Source organism: Bacillus sp. 01N45, from assembly GCF_056399205.1.
Genome location: NZ_JBFTQW010000001.1, coordinates 321,993 through 339,441 on the forward strand (window position 1 = coordinate 321,993; position 17,449 = coordinate 339,441).

A 17,449-nucleotide genomic window follows, 5' to 3' on the forward strand; every position below is an offset into this window, starting at 1 on the left:
TAAAAAATCCTTATGCCAAGGTGTGGCATAAGGATCTTTCTTATTTTAATTTAAATACCATCGCTTCATATGGACGTAATACAATGTTATCTATCGATCCACTCTCTACGTCGTAATTGTGTATTAATAACTCTGATTCACTATAACTAATGTCCTTAGGCAATTCAAATACACATTCTTCCGCCGTAAAGTTTGCAATAACAAGAAGTTTTTCTTCTTCATATGTTCTTACGTATGCAAAAATAGAAGGATTATTATCTAATATTAAATCATATGATCCGTACACAACTATTTCATTATTTTTGCGTAGGTCAATTAATTTTTTATAGTAATAAAAAATTGAATCTTTATTTTGGATCGCTTGTTTCACATTGATTTCTTTGTAGTTAGGGTTTACCGTAATCCAAGGCTCACCTGTTGTGAATCCAGCATGATCTTTATCATTCCACTGCATCGGTGTTCTAGCATTATCTCGGCCTTTTATATAAATAGACTGCATCACTTTATCTATATCTTCACCGCACTCTATCACTTTTTCCTTATACATATTTAACGTTTCAATATCTCGATATTCATCAATCGACTCAAATCGAACGTTCGTCATTCCGATTTCTTCTCCTTGATAAATATACGGTGTTCCTTTCATCATATGAAGCACCGTCGCTAACATTTTCGCAGATTCAATGCGATACATTCCATCATTACCAAAACGAGATACAACGCGTGGCTGATCATGGTTATTCCAATACAGGCTATTCCACCCTGTATGCTCTAATGCTTTTTGCCACTTCGTTAAATTCTCTTTTAAAGTAAGAAGTGAGCATGGTTTTACATCCCATTTTCCGCCTTCTCCCGAATCTAAATCCATATGTTCAAATTGGAATACCATCTGCAGTTCTTTTCGTTCTTCTCCAGTATACATTTTCGCTTCTTCTGTCGTTACACCAGGCATTTCACCAACCGTCATAATATCATAATGAGACAATACTTCTTCATTCATTTCATGTAAATATTTATGAATGTTTGGACCGTTCATAAAATGCTTATGACCTGAAACATACCCCTCTTCTTCGGTTTCAACAGCTGGTAATCCCTCTTCTTTAGAAATAAAATTAATAACATCCATACGGAAGCCATCAATTCCTTTTTCTAACCAAAACTTCATCATTTCATAAACATCTTGTCTTACCTTTTCATTATCCCAATTTAAATCCGGCTGTTTTTTAGAAAACAGATGTAAATAATATTCATCTGTCATTTCATCATACTTCCATGCAGATCCACTAAAAGCTGCTCCCCAGTTGTTCGGCTCTTTTCCTTCTTTTCCAGGACGCCATATATAGTAGTCTCTATATTTATTATCTTTTGATTTACGTGATTCAATAAACCAATTATGTTCATCAGAAGTATGGTTAACAACTAAGTCCATCATAAGTTTCATATTACGTTCATGCATTTCATGTAATAGCTCATCCCAATCTTCCATTGTTCCGAACTCATTCATAATTTTACAATAATCACTTATATCATAACCATTATCATCATTTGGAGATTCATAGACCGGTGATAACCAAATGACATCAATCCCTAATTCTTTTAAGTAATCTAGCTTTGAAATAATCCCACGAAGATCCCCAATACCATCACCGTTACTATCCATAAAGCTACGAGGATAAATTTGATATACTACACTTTCTTTCCACCACTGTTTTTCCATTATGCTACCCCATTTCATTAATAATTCGATTTTCTCTATTTTAAGGCGCAAACGTTTTCATTAATGAATGATAACAGATTCTATCTTAATTTAAAATAGCGCTTACAACTTTTATTCTTATTTTTCTAAGAAAACATACGCAAATTACTAATATTCCTCTAATAAATGAAAACGTTTTATTTTTTTGTTTATTTTTTGAATCTATTAGTTTATAATGAACTCAAAGAAAACGTTTGCATAATTTTTTCTAGGGGGCAATACCATGGCAGAATTGAAATTAGAAAACATTTATAAAATATATGATAATAATGTAACAGCTGTAACAGATTTTAATTTACACATTCAAGATAAAGAGTTTATCGTATTTGTCGGTCCTTCTGGATGCGGAAAATCTACAACATTACGAATGGTCGCTGGACTTGAAGATATTTCAAAAGGAGAGTTTTCAATTGATGGTAAGCTAATGAATGATGTCCCTCCAAAAGATCGCGATATCGCAATGGTCTTCCAAAACTATGCTTTATATCCACATATGAGCGTGTATGATAATATGGCATTTGGATTAAAACTTAGAAAAATACCAAAAGATGAAATCGATCGTCGTGTGAAAGATGCAGCAAAAATTTTAGGACTGGAACAATATTTAGATAGAAAACCGAAAGCGTTATCTGGTGGACAACGTCAACGTGTTGCGTTAGGGAGAGCGATTGTTCGAGACGCGAAAGTATTCTTAATGGATGAGCCTTTATCCAACTTAGACGCTAAATTACGTGTTGCAATGCGCTCAGAAATTTCTAAATTACATCACCGTCTTGGAACGACAACAATTTACGTAACACATGATCAAACAGAAGCAATGACAATGGCTTCACGTCTCGTTGTTATGAAAGACGGAAAGATTCAACAAATCGGAACTCCAAAAGAAGTATATGAAACACCTGAAAATATTTTCGTTGGTGGATTTATTGGCTCTCCAGCAATGAATTTCTTCCGTGGTAAATTGACTGAAACCGATTTCGTTATAGATAATTCATTAAAAGTCAAAGTAACTGAAGGAAAAATGAAGATGTTACGTGAACAAGGCTATGTAAATAAGGAAATTGTTTTAGGTATTCGTCCTGAAGACATTCATGATGAACTATTATTTTTAGAAGCTTCACAATCTACTGCCTTCACAACAAAAATCGAAGTTGCTGAGTTACTAGGTGCTGAATCTATTTTATATATGAAACTTGGAGATCAAGATTTTGCAGCACGTGTTGATGCAAGACATACATTTTCACCTGGAGATCAAATTAAACTAGCATTTGATATGAATAAAGCGCATTTCTTTGATAGTCAAACTGAACAACGTATTCGTTAAAAAATAATTTTCCTCTGTATAACATACAAAAAAACCGTCCACATACTTTGAGGGCGGTTTTCATTATTATACGAGGGCTTCTACTGTATGAAATGATTGTCCTTTCGTGCCAATAATACCGAAAATCGGTAAGTCACTCAGCACCACTTCTTCTTGCTGTTTCATAAAAGATGACGTTAATTGTTTTATCTCTATCCAAACGTCATTAATACAAAGTACATTGGAATCGTTCTCTTGTTGGCGAGAAAAAATAGAATCTATTTTATATAAACCAGCATTTTGAAAAAGCATATCAATGCGACTAAATGCATTCAAAGTAATACTGATAACGCGTTGCCAATCTCCTTGCTTTCCCATATCATAGGATACAAAAAGTGCTTCTCCGCCTAGATTCGTAATTTCCTCCACTGTTGCTTGTCCACTTTCTTGATCAATGTCCGTCACAATTACTTTTGCGCCTTGTTTAGCCAACAAAAGAGCTGTATTACGTCCAATACCGATGCCACCGCCAGTTACGATAGCAACTTTTCCTGCAAGCTTCATTTTCATTACCCCTTCTATAAGTCTTACCGTCATTCAGTATACTCCTTTATGAGATTAGTCTGCAAGCAAGAAAAGTTGCTTATTAATTTGTAAGCGATTACTTTTTTACTCCTTCTTTTTTCTTACTATTACGCTGATCGAAAACTAAACCGATGAAAATTAAAATCCCCCAAAAGATTACGCTACCCCCAGTCATTTCAATTTCCCCCTTATTATATAAAGATATTATTTTAATCATTATAAAATTTTCTTAATTTTCAATCTATTGAAATCAAAAATGATATGGATTAACTTTTTCTTATTATATATCCTTTAAAATATATTTATATAATTAAAAAAGACCTTCTTATTTTATGTATAAAAAGGTCTCTGTTTTATTATACAAGACTTATCACTTTTGTTTTTGTAATTAAATCTTGAAAACCACAATTATCTTTGCGGAATAACATCATATATACGTTACATAATATCGGAATTCCAAGTAGCAATATGTTCGGTAATAACAATACAAAAAATCTTATAATTAATGTTTGTAATGTTAACTTTTCACTCTTCAATGAAATTAATTTTATTCTCGTTACCTTTTTACCAAGTGTAACACCGTTCCAAATAAAGGGTACCAAAATAAAATATATCGCCATTAATATAAAAACTACTGCGAGATCATATCTATAATCACCAAAACTAATATTAAAGCGATTAAAAATAGCACTATAATTTCCGGTCATAATAGCTACTACTGCACCATACATAACCGAGATTAAAAACATGTCAATTAGGGAAGCACCTATGCGATTCATTACAAGCGCTGGACGATGCATCTTTAACTTCATTTTATGTCGACTCCTTCATATCCTTCTTTACCCGTCTCATCGTACCACTTCTAAAAAACATTGTAAACTAGCGTTTCTCTTACTTTTCTTGTACAATGTGTTACAACAGCATTGTAAAGGAGGTTCCCATATTGAAAAAATGGATAATCCTATTCGTCGCATTCCTATTAGCCGGTTGTGCTGGAAATACAAATCATATAACTTATACGATTAACGATGAATACGAACTCATACGTACTTCTGGGAATGCATTTGAACTTTTCCCATCGCAAGATGCTGTATATGCCACACAATACATTCCTGCAAAAATTACAGACATAGCTTGGGATGATAAATACATTATTGCAAAACAAATTGAGGAAAAGTCAGATCCGAATAACCCTGACGGAGCAATTGCAAATAAAAAAAGTGAGCATTATTGGATTATTGACGTAAAGCATAATAAACGTTTTGGTCCTTATAATGAAAAGCAATTTAATGAACAAAAAGATGCATTTAAAATTAAGGTACCTTTTCAAAATGTAGATTCATACATAAAAGAAAAGAAAAAACAGTCAGCATAATATTTTTAACGCTGACTGTTTTTTCTTTTATGTTTTTAAAAATCCCCTACTCAGAAAGTGAGATATTAAAAGTTTGTGCCTCTTTTACAACATCTTGCGTTTCTGTATCTGCTGCGACTACATTATCTGTTGTAAACTTAATATCCTTTACCTTTTCTTTTCCATCATCAAGTATTAAGCCGATAATACCATCTCTTGTTTCACCAGGCTTATAGTCTTCCCTTGATACATTTTTTGTACCAACGAGCGTATCTTCATCATATAAAAAGTTTTGAGTTGCTACTTTAAAATGTTGCTTATCATTAATCGTAACATCATTCATAGAGAAAAATTGCATATTTTTATTCCCGCTATTTTCCACCTTATATGTAATTTCAACGTAACGAATCGTATCACTAATCTCTGTACCACTTATCGATGCATATAACTCCGCATCTTCTTGACTTACTTTATCTCCTAATCTACGCTTTACTTCTTCAGGAGTTAATGCCGTAAATACTTTTAATGCATTTTTTGCATCTTTACTCATCTGCGATAAAGAGATTACTTTTACATCTTGTATGTGAATTTTCATTGGTGCTACTTCAAATGTTTGATTTACAGATTGAATCTGTTCTAACTTAAAAGTACCCCACCCTGTTTCTTTCACTTTTTGTCCTACTTTTTTCAGCTCACGCCCACCATATTCTTTTGTTTCAGGAATAGATTCTTTCTTCTTCGGTTCAACTTTCTTTTCTTCTTGATGGAAGCAACCACTTAACATAAGAAGAAAACTACATAAAACAAAAATATTTTTCCATGCTTTCATCATATAATTTCTCCTAACACTATCATTCATTAATATAAATTAGTCCTTTGCTTTGTAGACTATAGAAACAATGAGAATTCCACAAAAGGAACTTGTCAGTCCAGATACTATTATACCCCCTATTTGGAAAATATGAAAATAGGGATCTACTAATGCGTGAACGATAAATACTAGAGCTGCGAAAATGATTGCCGAAACCCAATACTTCCTTTTTTCTGAAGCTATCATAAAATCTTTCCCTGTTTCATCTTTATACTTCCATAGTACGTATAATAGTAATAAGAAACCAACACATGTACTCCCGTGTTGCATATATTTATACACCGGGATACTATGTAATCCTCTTTGTAACAATGGTATCTTCGTAACAAAATAGCCTGTATTATGAGTAAATGCATCCCAAACGACATGCGTGAGCATACCAAATAAAGCAGAATAGCAAAATACAAAGAAATCCTTCCATGTATGAAGCCCCCACCTCTCATCTACTGCATATGCAAAATAGCCAGCAAATGGTTTAGGTAAATGTGTTATAAACGGCTTTTTTAAAATGTAATGATACATATATGCTAACAGAAATACAAGTGGTAAATTTAAATATAAGAATCCAAGCCATGTATGCCCAATAACACCATACGGTCTAAAGTGTAAAAAATATTCAAAATCAGGCGCCATACTGCCTAATATAAGAGCCGTTACTGAAATATATTGAGAACGCTTTTTCACAAAAGGAAGAACTGCTGCTGGATGCGCAAATGTAAACGGCATGTTTTAACTCCTTTTCATATCTTCAATAGAATACCATCTATCATAACGAGAGAATTGATCTTGATGCAATATTTATTTTCACATTGGAATATGATAGTTTACATGTTATAATCCACATGAAATATTCAGAAAATAAGGAGAGGTTCACGTGTCATTAACACTTGCCTTTTTTCTCATTCTGCTTATCTTCTTTGTACTTACATACATCGGCTTTTTTCTGTGGAAGCACTTAAAAATTATAAAATATATGCCTGCTCTCGTTGGTTTTATAAGCGTTTTTTTTATTTTCATATGGAAGAGAATGACTTTAGGCTGGGAAGGTCTTGGCTTTGGCGCACTTCAATATACAATACTATTTGCAAGCTGTCTTACCCTTGTATTTGCTGCTTTTTTAGAATCAAAATCCGTTATGAATTGAGGTTTATATATTGATTGACGTACCCTTTTTAAAAAATGTCACATTAAAAAAAGAAAATATCCCTAGTTTTTCCGCATATCCTTACTGTCTACCCGCTATCCGAACTTTACAATCACTTGCCTTCCATCCAAATGTAACATTCATTATTGGAGAAAACGGAACGGGAAAATCAACATTACTCGAAGCAATTGCAATCGCTTTAGGATTTAATGCAGAAGGTGGAACGAAGAATTTCCGCTTTAGCACAAACGATTCACATTCATCTTTACATGAATACCTTCGAATTTCTAAAAGTTTCAATACACCAAACGACGGTTTCTTTCTTCGTGCTGAATCATTTTATAACGTTGCTTCTTATATTGATGAGATAGACGCTATAAAATCTTATGGCGGTGTTTCACTTCACGAACAATCCCATGGTGAATCATTCTTTTCCTTATTTATGAACCGTTTTTCAGGACAAGGTTTATACATTTTAGATGAGCCTGAGGCCGCTCTATCACCAATGAGGCAACTTTCCATGCTTATTCGAATGCACGAACTAGCGGAACAAGGTTCACAATTTGTTATCGCGACGCACTCTCCTATTTTAATGGCTTATCCTGAATCCACTATATATTCTTTAACACAAGAAGGGATTCATGAATCCACATTAGAAGAAACCGAGCATTACCAAACGACAAAACTTTTCTTTGAAAATCGTGATCGATTATTTCATCATTTATTTGATTCTTAATAAAAAAGAAGCAGCGATTGCTGCTTCTTTTTTATAGTGCTTCTATAAATAATGCTACCCCAATACCGCCACCGACGCATAGAGAAGCAATTCCTTTTTCTAAACCGCGTCTCTTCAATTCATGAATTAAACTTACAGTAATACGAGCTCCTGTACAACCGATTGGATGTCCAAGTCCTACACCGCTACCGTTTACATTCACTTTTTCACGGTCTAAACCTAATTCTTTCTCTACAGCTAGGTATTGAGCCGCGAAAGCTTCATTAATTTCCAGTAAATCAGCATCTTCTAATGACCAATCTACTTTTTCTAACCCTTTACGAATTGCTGGTGCTGGTCCAATACCCATAATTTTCGGATCTACTCCAGCTACTGAATATCCAACAATTCTAGCTAACGGTTGTAAGCCTTTTTCTTTCGCTTTTTCTTCGCTCATTAATACTAGAACCGCACTTCCATCATTAAGGCCAGATGCATTCCCTGCCGTTACAGATCCATCTTTACGGAAAGCTGGTTTTAATCCTGCTAATTTTTCCGCTGTAATATCTGCACGTGGATGTTCATCCTTCGAAAATACTATTTCTTTTCTACGTTCTTTTATCGTAATAGGAACAATTTGCTCGTCAAAATATCCAGACTCGATGGCTTGCAGTGCCAATGTATGACTACGAAGCGCAACTTCATCTTGTTCCTCTCTTGTAATTTCATATTGGTCAACTAAATTTTCAGCCGTTTCACCCATCATAATATGATGAATCGGATCTTCTAGTACTTCCCACACCGTATCACGAATTTCTCCGTGCTGTAGACGTTGTCCCCAGCGGTGCTGTTTTAATGCATAAGGGCTTGAACTCATTGCTTCTACTCCACCTGCAATAACAACATCACTTACACCTAATTGAATTTGCATTGCAGCTGACATAATTGCTTGCATACCTGAAGAACATTGGCGTTGGATTGTATAACCCGTAACTGTGTCAGGAAATCCTGCCGCTAATGCAGCTGTTCTTGCAGTATTTGCTTCATCAGTTCTTTGAATACAATGACCTAAAATTACTTCATCAACTTCGTGTGGTTCTACCCCGCCTCGTTTTACAGCTTCCTGAAGTACAGGAACCGCTAATTCTACTGGCGTTACATTTTTTAGCGCTCCTCCAAAAGTTCCAATTGGCGAACGAACTGCAGCTGTAATAACAACATTATGCATTTTGCACTTGCCCCTCTCTTATGTACCCTAGTCAGTTTTTAGGTGAAATTCCATAAGATGTATGTCTGCATCTATCATACTATAAACATACTAAAAAATCAAAATATTTAATATAATAAAAATAGAAGGAATTAACCTTCTATTCTGTTAATGCATATAAAAATTTTTGTAAAATTTTCTCTGTCGTTTCATTCAATTTTGGTAACTTATCTACCGGAAAATATTGAAGCTTCAATCCCTCATGATCAAGCCTTAATTCTCCACTCACATGATGCCCCTGATACAGATGAATAACATTAAAAATTTCATCCCCATTAGGATAACGGAAATATACTTCCTTTCCTGATAAGACACCTAGAAATTGCATTATTTTTGCAGTTAATCCCGTCTCCTCGAATAATTCTCGGCGAGCAGTTTCTTCCGTCGTTTCTCCTAGTTCCATCGCGCCGCCAGGTACACCCCAATCATATGTATCTGAACGATATTGAAGCAATACTTCCTGATTATCATTTAGTATAATTATTGCTGATCCAACGAGAATAAGTGGTCTTGTCCCAACAACTTTGCGTAACTCTTCAATATACCCCATTATGTAAATTCTCCTTTCCTCACCCTCCCTTATCATAACAAAATTCTTCTCCTTTTGTTGATGTAATTTCCAAGAAAAAAAAGGAAGCTTTCGCTTCCTTTTTTCCATTTTTATTTCTTAAAACTTTCATATTTTACAGCTTCAAAAGCTTCTTCAATTTCATCATTACGATAATGAACGTATGTAAAACGCCCTAATTCTACTAATCTTGCTATTTCTTGTAACGCTTTATGTTGCTCATATGTTTCCTCCAGCTTAATATGTACATAAAACTTCATTAATGGATGTTCATATAAAGGTTCTCCCACCTCTACATATACATCTTCAACCCCTTGTACAACTCTTACATAACTCGCAAATTGATAAAGTGCTTCTCTGTCTGAAACGATTTTTAATGTATACATATATTCTCCCCCTTTTCTTTACTATATCAAAAAGATGACCACACCATGTTATAGAACTATGAAATTTTTTCGACTTGTAATAAACAAGGCTTTTATCCATACATAGGGTCTTTTCCCAACATATATTATAGAAAGAATTTTTTCAGTTGAGGTGTTCCTTATGGATCCATACGTCAATATATGTATTTGCATTACTCCAGGCGCCGATATTTCTGATGACCGTATTGCAAAAGATTTAGCAGTTGCAGAATCAATTTGGCACCCCATTACATTTCAAATTAAAGACGTAATTATTTTAAATGAACTTTTTCGTTTTTCTGACCGTGAAATTAGTTATAAAAATTCTATTCAAAGTCAGGAAAAATTAGCATCCTTTTTCCAAACATGTGTAAATGAAGCTCCTGAATGCGACCTTTACATTTGTTATATTGGCAGTGATTATTTCAAAGAAACAGCCGTAATTGCCTGCGCGTACTCTTTAGCCAAACAACAGCAACTTACTGGTTATATCGTTTTAACAAATTCGGCTGCTCCCATGAAAAATATATATACGCTCGCTCACGAAGTCGGTCATATTTTATTTACAAGACGTGTTCATGGAAAACTTACTCACGCAGATCCTCATTCCCCAACTGGCTCGGAGCACCATCCTTCTCCAACAAATCTTATGTACCCTATCGTACCTCGTCCTGAAAACGTCCATATTCAATCCTTATTAACAAACGAACAAAAAGCACTCTCTTTACAAAGTTCTTTATTACAAAGAAAAAAACAGTAACTGTCATGTTACTGTTTAAAACAATTTATTCCAATTAATAAACGATATACCGGCTGCAAAGGATACACTATACACCTAAAACGAATCCCTCTAAAAATCAAAATATAGTATTTCTTTGGAAATAATTTTTTGTATATCCAGAGCAGCCACTTTTTTGAAATACTAGTTTACACTTTTTCTCTCTTCAATTTTTAAAGACCATCTCATTAACCCATATATACTTCCATACATAAGTAATATCTTTGCAATTCCCCAAAATACATTTTTTTCTTCTAATCCTTTAAATATAAACATAATCGCTAAAGGAACAATTAGCACCAAAACACCCATCCAACCAAGGACATACACTTCTCCAACGAAAAGTAATAAAAAGATACTTGCTGCTAATATATATGTTTGCATTGTCGATAATTGCAAAATAGGTGTACCGTACCATTTATCAACAAACATCAATAATACTAATAATAAAATGGGAACCATTACTATTATGTAAATAATTCCGAACTCTACAAATTTATTTTTAAAAGAAGACATTCTAAACGCAACAATGGTTCCAATAATCGTAATGATTAAGACGATAGGATAGCCAATTAACTGTATATTCGTTAGTGTAAATTGCTGATTTGGATTATTAAATAAAATATGAGTTAATATCCAATACCCGCCAATACCAATTATCATCGCAAGAATACTCTTTATACTCCCACCTTTATCCTTCTCCATCTCTTTCGCCAATTCTTCCGCATACTCTTTTGGTGAATCACCAAATATATCCGTTACCGTCTTTCCCTCTTTCTCACCTTCTATTAAATGAAGCTCTGCATCTTCTATAAAAGCGTCCACATCTTCTTCTTTCATTCCTTTTGTTATTAAATACACTTTCGTATCGATTAAAAACTTTTCTCCTTCTTTGGAAATCTGCATGATAACCCCTCCCTTATTTAACCGTTTCTCTTCTATTCGTCTTCATCATAATTTCAAGGAAAATTAAAATAAACAAACTTCCGTATAAACATATAATTTGAAATAACATTGGCACGAGATCTTCTGATGTAAATGTTTTAAACAGTAACATAATCGAAAGTGGAATAATTAAATATAAGTTTTTAAACCATCCTTCAAAATATATATTTATCGCTACTGTGATCATAAAAATAGCTCCAGCTAATATATAACTTTGCGTTTGGGTGAATGTAAACGTTTTGGTAGGATAGATTACATCTAGTATCGTAACAGCCCCCATTAAAAACATTGGCGCTACCATAACTAAAAACCACATAGAAAACCACGTTTTTGTAAAGCTTGTTACGAAGGTCATTTTGCGAAGTAAAAAATTAGGACCTATAACAACTAAAATCAATGACAAACTATACCCAACGCACTGAATAAGTGAGATCTGTAATAATCCGTTATTCACTATTAGGATAGAAGCAATAATCCAAAACGATACAATATTCATTACTGTAAAACCAATTTGTCTCCACGTTTCCTGTCTATCTCTTTCCATTACTTTTACAAGTTCATTTGCATATTCTTTCGGTGAGCTTCCGAAAATATCTTCTACACTGTTCCCATCACTCTCACCCTCGATTAAATGAAGTTCTGCATCTTCTATAAAATTTTCAATATCGCTTTCTTTCACACCCTTTGCCACTAAAAATAATCTCATATCTAATAAAAACTTTCGTGCTTCACTTGATAACATTATTTTTTTCTCCCCTTCCCCTCAAGTAGACGCTCTACACTACTTTGCATCGCTTCCCAGCGATCCATAAATTCATTAAGTGCTTCCTCGCCTTTTTCTGTTAATGTATAATATTTTCGCTTTGGGCCAGATGGAGATTCCTTCATTACACTTGTTATTAATCCTTCCTTTTGCATTCGTATTAATAGCGGATAAATACTTCCCTCACTCGCCATAGTAAAGCCATACTTCGCTAGCTTTTCACTCATTTCATAACCGTATATTTCACCTTCAGAAATAATAGCAAGTAAGCATCCTTCTAAAATCCCTTTCAGCATTTGACTTGTCGACATAATTCAAATCCTCCCACTATCTTGTTTTACAAGATAGATAAGCGTAAGTATCTTGCTTTACAAAATAGTATAGCAGAGGCTATTTTGCAAAACAAGATAGCTAACAATATTTTTCCAAATCTTTGCAGGATTTTTATTATCCCCTCTCTAAATAGAGCAATATGAGAATTTTATTACGAAGGGATGTTTTTCACCATGGTTACAAATCGAGTTGTCTTTTTAACAGGTGCTGCAAGCGGTATTGGTTATGAAATGGGAAACGCTTTCGCAAAAGAAGGTGCAAAAGTTGTGATTACCGATCGTCTTGAAGAACGTGCAAAAGAAGCTGCTGAACAATTACAAAAAGAAGGCTATCAAGCTATCGGTTTAAAATGTGATGTTACATCTGAAGAAGAGATTACCGCTGCAATTTCTCAAACCGTTACTCATTTCGGTTCATTACATATATTAATTAACAACGCAGGAATGCAGCACGTTTCACCAATTGAAGACTTTCCAACTGAAAAGTTTGAACTACTTATTAAAATTATGCAAATCGCTCCTTTTATCGCAATTAAGCATGCCTTCCCAATCATGAAAAAACAAAAGTATGGCCGAATTATTAATGTAGCCTCCATTAATGGCCTCGTTGGATTTGCAGGAAAATCCGCCTACAATAGCGCGAAGCATGGCGTAATCGGATTAACAAAAGTTGCCGCTTTAGAAGGCGCTACTCACGGAATTACCGTTAATGCGCTTTGTCCTGGTTATGTCGATACCCCACTTGTACGTAATCAACTACAAGATTTAGCTACTACACGAAATGTACCACTTGAAAATGTTTTAGAAGATGTTATTTATCCACTTGTACCACAAAAACGCTTATTGCAAGTACAAGAAATCTCTGATTATGCTATGTTTTTAGCGAGTGAAAAAGCAAGAGGTATAACTGGACAAGCCGTTGTTATCGATGGTGGTTATACTGCTCAATAAAGTGAAGGCTTTTACTGCCCATTAATGCGGGGTAAAAAATAAAGTTTGCTCACGAAGAGCAAACTTTATTTTACTTTCTATCGCGAGGACCTTCCTACTTTAGTAATTGTTTAGGGAGTTTCTCGATTGCAACAATTACCCCATCTAATTTACTTTCAATACGATGGAGTAAATATAATGTTACAACAATCGGAAACCCTACATTACCTACCATCCTGATCCACTCTTCCATCTTTTCCGCCTCCTTCCATTATATAAATAAGAGAAAAGAAAACATTTAGGCATAAAAAAAACAAGCTATTATGTATTAGCTTGTCTTTCAAATAATGATGCAATTTCCCGTTTATAATCTCCGTGTATGATGCCTTTTTCAGTAATAATACCTGTAATTAATTCATTCGGTGTTACGTCAAATGCAGGATTATAAACATCAGTTCCAATTGGCGCCACTTGTTTTCCAAAAATTTTCGTAACTTCGGTTTCATCTCTTTCTTCAATAACAATTTCTGTACCTGTTTGTTTCGTAATATCAAACGTAGATAACGGAGCTGCAACGTAAAATGGAATATCGAAATAATTTGCTAATATAGCTAAATTCATTGTTCCGATTTTATTTGCTGTATCTCCATTTGCGACAATTCGGTCCGCTCCTACAATAATCGCGTTTATTTCTTTCGTTTGAATAGCATGAGCTGCCGTATTATCGGTAATAAGTGTTACATCAATATTTGCCTGTTTTAATTCCCAGGTCGTTAAACGCCCGCCTTGTAAAACCGGTCTCGTTTCACACGCATACGCATGTAAACGTACACCTTTTTCTTTCCCAATATAAAACGGTGCTAATGCAGTACCATATCTAGCAGTTGCAATGCTTCCAGCGTTACAAATTGTTAAAATGTGATCACCATCTTTAAAACATGTTAATGCATGTTCTCCAATACTCCGGCATACTGCTTCATCTTCTTGCTGAATGAGAAGCGCTTCTTCTTCTAATTTTTTTTGTGCTTCTTTTATTGTAGTAATTTCTCGAATTGATTCTCTCATACGATCGATTGCCCAAAATAAATTGACTGCTGTTGGGCGTGACGTTCCTAAATAATTACAATCTCTATTAAACTTCTTTTGAAATTCTTCCATATGTACAGTATTATATTTTTTTGATGCAAGTGCCAAGCCAAATGCAGCTACAATTCCAATTGCAGGTGCTCCTCGTACTTCTAGCATGACAATACTTTTCCATACCTCTTCAATCGTCGTTAATGTTTTGTATTCTGTACTATGCGGCAACTTTGTTTGATTTAATACTGCAATGGCATTACCTTTCCAACTGACAGATCTCGGAACAGTAACAATTGTACTCATGCTTTTATCCCTCCAGAAACTGTCTGTTGAAATAATGTTCGGAACAGTTGAATATCAGCACTCTTAGATTCATATTTTATTAGTTCTTTACCTAAGGATAACGCTTGTTTCTTAGCTTGAATTCTCGTTTCTTTATTTGCTATTCCATCTAAATCAGCTACATGCGCTAAGCCAATTGTTCTACGGATAAGCTCACATCCGGCAAATCCAACGGCATCCGTAAAAATATTTTGCAAAATAATTGGCAACCATTGTTTCTCTTTCGTATATGCTTCTACACCTTCTCCAATCCATAACTTCGTAAAAGCTTCTACAAAATAACTCCATGTTTTCTCAATATGGAAAAATAGCACACTTCTTTTTTCCTCTTCACGGGATAGTGCATTTAATAATAAATTTGCAATAAATTGGCCAAGATCAAATCCACATGGACCATATGTTGCAAATTCTGGATCAATTACTTTCGTTTCAGCAGGGGATGAAAAAATACTACCAGTATGTAAATCACCATGAATAAGCGCTTCTTTTCTCGTTAAAAATTTATATTTATACTGTGCTACTTTTAATTTTAAATTTTTGTCACTCCATAGTTCATCCACCGCTAGTTGTAACTCTGGTTCATAATCATTCGTATCATAATGACTAAACGGATCTGTAAACACTAAATCTTCCGTGATTTTACTAAGATCTGGGTTTACAAATGCACCTTCTAGTACCCTTTTCTCTTCTGATTGTAAACCGAAATCTGAAGTATAAAACAACACATGTGCTAGAAAGCGACCAATATGTTGGGATAAAAGCGGGTACTCCTCTCCATCTATTAATCCTTTTCTTGCAATTGTTAGCCTTGATAGATCTTCTATGACTGTTACTGCTAACTCTTCATCATGACTGTACACTACCGGCACATATTCCGGCACATACTTCGCAAAAATTTGTAATGCTTTACTTTCAATCGTCGCTCTTTTTATAGACAGTGGCCAGCTCTCACCAACTACTTTCGCATATGGCAGTGCTTGTTTTATTATAATAGACTTCTCTCCATCATCTAATTTGAACACGTAATTTAAATTTCCATCTCCAATTTCATGACAAACTACATTTGCTTTCTTTTCAAAATAACCGTGTTCTTTCGCATATTGTATAGCTGTCGTTTCAGTTAATGAATAATATCCCATCGTCTTCTCCCCCTTTTTTAATTCAGAGGTTTTTCTGACGTAGAAAAACCTCTTTCCACAAAGAAAGAGGTTTGAAGTTTATCTTCTCCCCTCTTATCTGCCAGAAAGGTTTACTTTCTGCTGGAATTAGCACCGTGCCTTTTGGCGTAAATAAACGCCCCATTTCACAATGGTATTACGGTCGGTTGCTGGGCTTCATCGGGCCAAATCCCTCCACCTGCTCTTGATAAGAGTTGTATAATTTTTTGAATTTTTAACTTTATGTTGAAGACTATACCAAGAATAAAAATCACTTGTCAACATTTTATTTGTATAATTCTGGACGACGATCTGCAAAAACTGGAATTCCTTTGCGTACTTCTTTAATTTTCTCAAAATGAAGCTCTCCCAATAAAATTGCTTCTTCTTCATTCGCTTCTACAACAACTTCGCCCCAAGGATCGACAATTAAAGAATGACCGGCAAACTCATTATTCGGATCCTTTCCTGCCCTATTACATGCAACAACATAACACTGATTTTCAACTGCTCTTGCTTGCAATAACAAACGCCAATGCGCTACACGAACCAATGGCCATTCTGCTACAACAAATAAAACTTTTGCACCTTTCGCAGTATGAACGCGCATCCACTCTGGAAAACGAATATCATAACAAATTGTGCCGGCGCACTCTACATCATCTAGCCTAAATTCACCTGTACTATTTCCAGCGATTAAATATTTATGTTCATCCATAAGCTGAAATAAGTGCACTTTACTATATTCATTGACTAGTTCTCCTTCCTTGTTTACCACATACATTGTATTTGTAACACCTTGTTCTGTTTGCTTCGCTATAGACCCACCGACAATATGTACACCATATTGCTTCGACCATTCTTTCAGCTTTTCTTTCGTTTGCAATCCATCCCTATCTGCAATTTCAGTAAGCCTCGTTAAATCATATCCCGTTGTCCATAGTTCTGGTAAGACAATCACATCTGGTCTTTCCTTCATCGCTTCGCTTATTTTATTTTTAGCATTCTCAATATTTTTTTCTACATCTCCAAAGACAATATCCATTTGAATACATGCGACTTTCATTTTGTCAGCCCCATTCTTAATTTTTTCTTTACAAAATACTGGAAAGATTATATCATTTGTCACTAGAATTGTAACAACTTTCAAAAGAG

22 protein-coding genes, 1 pseudogene and 1 riboswitch are annotated in these 17,449 nt (G+C 34.6%); of the genes and pseudogenes, 6 read left to right on the forward strand and 17 right to left on the reverse strand.

Features of this window, described 5'->3' with window-relative positions:
* Positions 1-40: 40 nt before the first annotated feature.
* Positions 41-1,717, reverse strand: a complete 1,677-nt coding sequence (gene malL / locus AC1DMU_RS01565) for an oligo-1,6-glucosidase (protein ID WP_088064329.1) — start codon at positions 1,715-1,717, stop codon at positions 41-43.
* Positions 1,718-1,979: 262 nt separating this feature from the next.
* On the opposite strand from malL, the gene AC1DMU_RS01570 reads away from it, so the two are divergent.
* Positions 1,980-3,080, forward strand: coding sequence for an ABC transporter ATP-binding protein (locus AC1DMU_RS01570; RefSeq protein WP_000818929.1), 1,101 nt, complete (start codon positions 1,980-1,982; stop codon positions 3,078-3,080).
* Positions 3,081-3,146: 66 nt separating this feature from the next.
* On the opposite strand, the gene AC1DMU_RS01575 is transcribed toward AC1DMU_RS01570, so the two are convergent.
* From AC1DMU_RS01575 to AC1DMU_RS01585, 3 genes are all read right to left on the reverse strand, one after another.
* The gene (locus AC1DMU_RS01575) at positions 3,147-3,656 is read right to left on the reverse strand and encodes an SDR family NAD(P)-dependent oxidoreductase (protein ID WP_000218424.1); all 510 of its coding nucleotides are present in this window, start codon (positions 3,654-3,656) and stop codon (positions 3,147-3,149) included.
* Positions 3,657-3,720: 64 nt separating this feature from the next.
* Positions 3,721-3,819: a hypothetical protein gene (locus AC1DMU_RS01580; RefSeq protein WP_000145657.1), complete on the reverse strand. Its 99-nt coding sequence runs from the start codon at positions 3,817-3,819 to the stop codon at positions 3,721-3,723.
* 181 nt (positions 3,820-4,000) lie between these two features.
* Positions 4,001-4,456 carry an RDD family protein gene (locus AC1DMU_RS01585; RefSeq protein WP_000769076.1) on the reverse strand — a complete coding sequence of 152 codons (456 nt, stop codon included), beginning with the start codon at positions 4,454-4,456 and terminating at the stop codon, positions 4,001-4,003.
* Between the two features lie 131 nt (positions 4,457-4,587).
* Here AC1DMU_RS01585 and AC1DMU_RS01590 point away from each other — a divergent pair, with 131 nt between their 5' ends.
* A complete protein-coding gene (locus AC1DMU_RS01590) occupies positions 4,588-5,019 on the forward strand; it encodes a DUF3997 domain-containing protein (protein ID WP_000758773.1) in 432 nt (143 codons plus the stop codon).
* 46 nt (positions 5,020-5,065) lie between these two features.
* Here AC1DMU_RS01590 and AC1DMU_RS01595 read toward each other — a convergent pair whose 3' ends face one another.
* Positions 5,066-5,830, reverse strand: coding sequence for a CREC-EF hand family protein (locus tag AC1DMU_RS01595; protein ID WP_048546181.1), 765 nt, complete (start codon positions 5,828-5,830; stop codon positions 5,066-5,068).
* A gap of 36 nt (positions 5,831-5,866) precedes the next feature.
* A complete protein-coding gene (locus tag AC1DMU_RS01600; RefSeq protein WP_088064330.1) occupies positions 5,867-6,595 on the reverse strand; it encodes a DUF4184 family protein in 729 nt (242 codons plus the stop codon).
* Between the two features lie 148 nt (positions 6,596-6,743).
* On the opposite strand from AC1DMU_RS01600, the gene AC1DMU_RS01605 reads away from it, so the two are divergent.
* Both AC1DMU_RS01605 and AC1DMU_RS01610 read left to right on the forward strand, forming a co-directional pair.
* Positions 6,744-7,013 carry a hypothetical protein gene (locus AC1DMU_RS01605; RefSeq protein ID WP_088064331.1) on the forward strand — a complete coding sequence of 90 codons (270 nt, stop codon included), beginning with the start codon at positions 6,744-6,746 and terminating at the stop codon, positions 7,011-7,013.
* Positions 7,014-7,023: 10 nt separating this feature from the next.
* Positions 7,024-7,749 carry an AAA family ATPase gene (locus AC1DMU_RS01610; protein WP_000567976.1) on the forward strand — a complete coding sequence of 242 codons (726 nt, stop codon included), beginning with the start codon at positions 7,024-7,026 and terminating at the stop codon, positions 7,747-7,749.
* Positions 7,750-7,780: 31 nt separating this feature from the next.
* On the opposite strand, the gene AC1DMU_RS01615 is transcribed toward AC1DMU_RS01610, so the two are convergent.
* The 3 genes from AC1DMU_RS01615 to AC1DMU_RS01625 all read right to left on the reverse strand — a co-directional run bounded on the left by AC1DMU_RS01615 (position 7,781) and on the right by AC1DMU_RS01625 (position 9,949).
* Positions 7,781-8,956 carry an acetyl-CoA C-acetyltransferase gene (locus AC1DMU_RS01615; protein WP_000552069.1) on the reverse strand — a complete coding sequence of 392 codons (1,176 nt, stop codon included), beginning with the start codon at positions 8,954-8,956 and terminating at the stop codon, positions 7,781-7,783.
* A 139-nt stretch (positions 8,957-9,095) separates the two neighbouring features.
* Positions 9,096-9,545, reverse strand: a complete 450-nt coding sequence (locus AC1DMU_RS01620; protein ID WP_000540530.1) for an NUDIX hydrolase — start codon at positions 9,543-9,545, stop codon at positions 9,096-9,098.
* Between the two features lie 110 nt (positions 9,546-9,655).
* Positions 9,656-9,949, reverse strand: coding sequence for a DUF3928 family protein (locus AC1DMU_RS01625; protein WP_000288327.1), 294 nt, complete (start codon positions 9,947-9,949; stop codon positions 9,656-9,658).
* A gap of 160 nt (positions 9,950-10,109) precedes the next feature.
* On the opposite strand from AC1DMU_RS01625, the gene AC1DMU_RS01630 reads away from it, so the two are divergent.
* The gene (locus AC1DMU_RS01630) at positions 10,110-10,727 is read left to right on the forward strand and encodes a DUF955 domain-containing protein (RefSeq protein WP_087985107.1); all 618 of its coding nucleotides are present in this window, start codon (positions 10,110-10,112) and stop codon (positions 10,725-10,727) included.
* Positions 10,728-10,742: 15 nt separating this feature from the next.
* Here the strand turns inward: AC1DMU_RS01630 and AC1DMU_RS01635 are convergent.
* The 4 genes and pseudogenes from AC1DMU_RS01635 to AC1DMU_RS01650 all read right to left on the reverse strand — a co-directional run.
* Positions 10,743-10,879, reverse strand: a pseudogene (locus AC1DMU_RS01635) (DNA-binding protein); the annotation flags it as partial.
* Positions 10,880-10,889: 10 nt separating this feature from the next.
* On the reverse strand, positions 10,890-11,651 hold the full coding sequence (locus tag AC1DMU_RS01640) for a DUF1129 domain-containing protein (RefSeq protein ID WP_088064332.1): 762 nt from the start codon (positions 11,649-11,651) through the stop codon (positions 10,890-10,892).
* A 13-nt stretch (positions 11,652-11,664) separates the two neighbouring features.
* A complete protein-coding gene (locus AC1DMU_RS01645) occupies positions 11,665-12,432 on the reverse strand; it encodes a DUF1129 domain-containing protein (protein WP_088064333.1) in 768 nt (255 codons plus the stop codon).
* Positions 12,432-12,764 (reverse strand): PadR family transcriptional regulator, encoded by a 333-nt coding sequence (locus AC1DMU_RS01650; RefSeq protein WP_000107987.1) that lies wholly within the window; start codon positions 12,762-12,764, stop codon positions 12,432-12,434. The genes AC1DMU_RS01645 and AC1DMU_RS01650 overlap by 1 nt, the downstream gene beginning before the upstream one ends.
* Positions 12,765-12,959: 195 nt before the next feature.
* Here AC1DMU_RS01650 and AC1DMU_RS01655 point away from each other — a divergent pair, with 195 nt between their 5' ends.
* Positions 12,960-13,736: a 3-hydroxybutyrate dehydrogenase gene (locus AC1DMU_RS01655; protein ID WP_000258444.1), complete on the forward strand. Its 777-nt coding sequence runs from the start codon at positions 12,960-12,962 to the stop codon at positions 13,734-13,736.
* A gap of 94 nt (positions 13,737-13,830) precedes the next feature.
* Here the strand turns inward: AC1DMU_RS01655 and AC1DMU_RS01660 are convergent, their stop codons facing one another.
* The 4 genes from AC1DMU_RS01660 to AC1DMU_RS01675 all read right to left on the reverse strand — a co-directional run bounded on the left by AC1DMU_RS01660 (position 13,831) and on the right by AC1DMU_RS01675 (position 17,444).
* A complete protein-coding gene (locus tag AC1DMU_RS01660; RefSeq protein WP_000393345.1) occupies positions 13,831-13,968 on the reverse strand; it encodes a YvrJ family protein in 138 nt (45 codons plus the stop codon).
* Positions 13,969-14,036: 68 nt separating this feature from the next.
* Entirely contained in the window at positions 14,037-15,098 is a 1,062-nt protein-coding gene (gene mtnA / locus AC1DMU_RS01665) for an S-methyl-5-thioribose-1-phosphate isomerase (protein ID WP_088064334.1), read from the reverse strand.
* The gene (gene mtnK / locus AC1DMU_RS01670; RefSeq protein WP_088064335.1) at positions 15,095-16,276 is read right to left on the reverse strand and encodes an S-methyl-5-thioribose kinase; all 1,182 of its coding nucleotides are present in this window, start codon (positions 16,274-16,276) and stop codon (positions 15,095-15,097) included. Before mtnK ends, mtnA begins: the two co-directional genes overlap by 4 nt.
* A gap of 90 nt (positions 16,277-16,366) precedes the next feature.
* A riboswitch (SAM riboswitch) is annotated at positions 16,367-16,509 on the reverse strand.
* Positions 16,510-16,580: 71 nt separating this feature from the next.
* The gene (locus AC1DMU_RS01675; protein WP_142291813.1) at positions 16,581-17,444 is read right to left on the reverse strand and encodes a carbon-nitrogen family hydrolase; all 864 of its coding nucleotides are present in this window, start codon (positions 17,442-17,444) and stop codon (positions 16,581-16,583) included.
* Positions 17,445-17,449: the final 5 nt, after the last annotated feature.

Bases quoted from the DNA above. Each gene is read 5' to 3' on its own strand.
- AC1DMU_RS01580 (WP_000145657.1), bottom strand. From the start codon at position 3,819: ATGACTGGGGGTAGCGTAATCTTTTGGGGGATTTTAATTTTCATCGGT.
- AC1DMU_RS01630 (WP_087985107.1), top strand. From the start codon at position 10,110: ATGGATCCATACGTCAATATATGTATTTGCATTACTCCAGGCGCCGAT.
- AC1DMU_RS01655 (WP_000258444.1), top strand. From the start codon at position 12,960: ATGGTTACAAATCGAGTTGTCTTTTTAACAGGTGCTGCAAGCGGTATT.
- AC1DMU_RS01645 (WP_088064333.1), bottom strand. From the start codon at position 12,432: ATGTTATCAAGTGAAGCACGAAAGTTTTTATTAGATATGAGATTATTT.
- AC1DMU_RS01625 (WP_000288327.1), bottom strand. From the start codon at position 9,949: ATGTATACATTAAAAATCGTTTCAGACAGAGAAGCACTTTATCAATTT.
- AC1DMU_RS01575 (WP_000218424.1), bottom strand. From the start codon at position 3,656: ATGACGGTAAGACTTATAGAAGGGGTAATGAAAATGAAGCTTGCAGGA.
- malL (WP_088064329.1), bottom strand. From the start codon at position 1,717: ATGGAAAAACAGTGGTGGAAAGAAAGTGTAGTATATCAAATTTATCCT.
- AC1DMU_RS01650 (WP_000107987.1), bottom strand. From the start codon at position 12,764: ATGTCGACAAGTCAAATGCTGAAAGGGATTTTAGAAGGATGCTTACTT.
- AC1DMU_RS01595 (WP_048546181.1), bottom strand. From the start codon at position 5,830: ATGATGAAAGCATGGAAAAATATTTTTGTTTTATGTAGTTTTCTTCTT.
- AC1DMU_RS01585 (WP_000769076.1), bottom strand. From the start codon at position 4,456: ATGAAGTTAAAGATGCATCGTCCAGCGCTTGTAATGAATCGCATAGGT.
- AC1DMU_RS01600 (WP_088064330.1), bottom strand. From the start codon at position 6,595: ATGCCGTTTACATTTGCGCATCCAGCAGCAGTTCTTCCTTTTGTGAAA.
- AC1DMU_RS01640 (WP_088064332.1), bottom strand. From the start codon at position 11,651: ATGCAGATTTCCAAAGAAGGAGAAAAGTTTTTAATCGATACGAAAGTG.
- AC1DMU_RS01570 (WP_000818929.1), top strand. From the start codon at position 1,980: ATGGCAGAATTGAAATTAGAAAACATTTATAAAATATATGATAATAAT.
- mtnK (WP_088064335.1), bottom strand. From the start codon at position 16,276: ATGGGATATTATTCATTAACTGAAACGACAGCTATACAATATGCGAAA.
- mtnA (WP_088064334.1), bottom strand. From the start codon at position 15,098: ATGAGTACAATTGTTACTGTTCCGAGATCTGTCAGTTGGAAAGGTAAT.
- AC1DMU_RS01615 (WP_000552069.1), bottom strand. From the start codon at position 8,956: ATGCATAATGTTGTTATTACAGCTGCAGTTCGTTCGCCAATTGGAACT.
- AC1DMU_RS01660 (WP_000393345.1), bottom strand. From the start codon at position 13,968: ATGGAAGAGTGGATCAGGATGGTAGGTAATGTAGGGTTTCCGATTGTT.
- AC1DMU_RS01620 (WP_000540530.1), bottom strand. From the start codon at position 9,545: ATGGGGTATATTGAAGAGTTACGCAAAGTTGTTGGGACAAGACCACTT.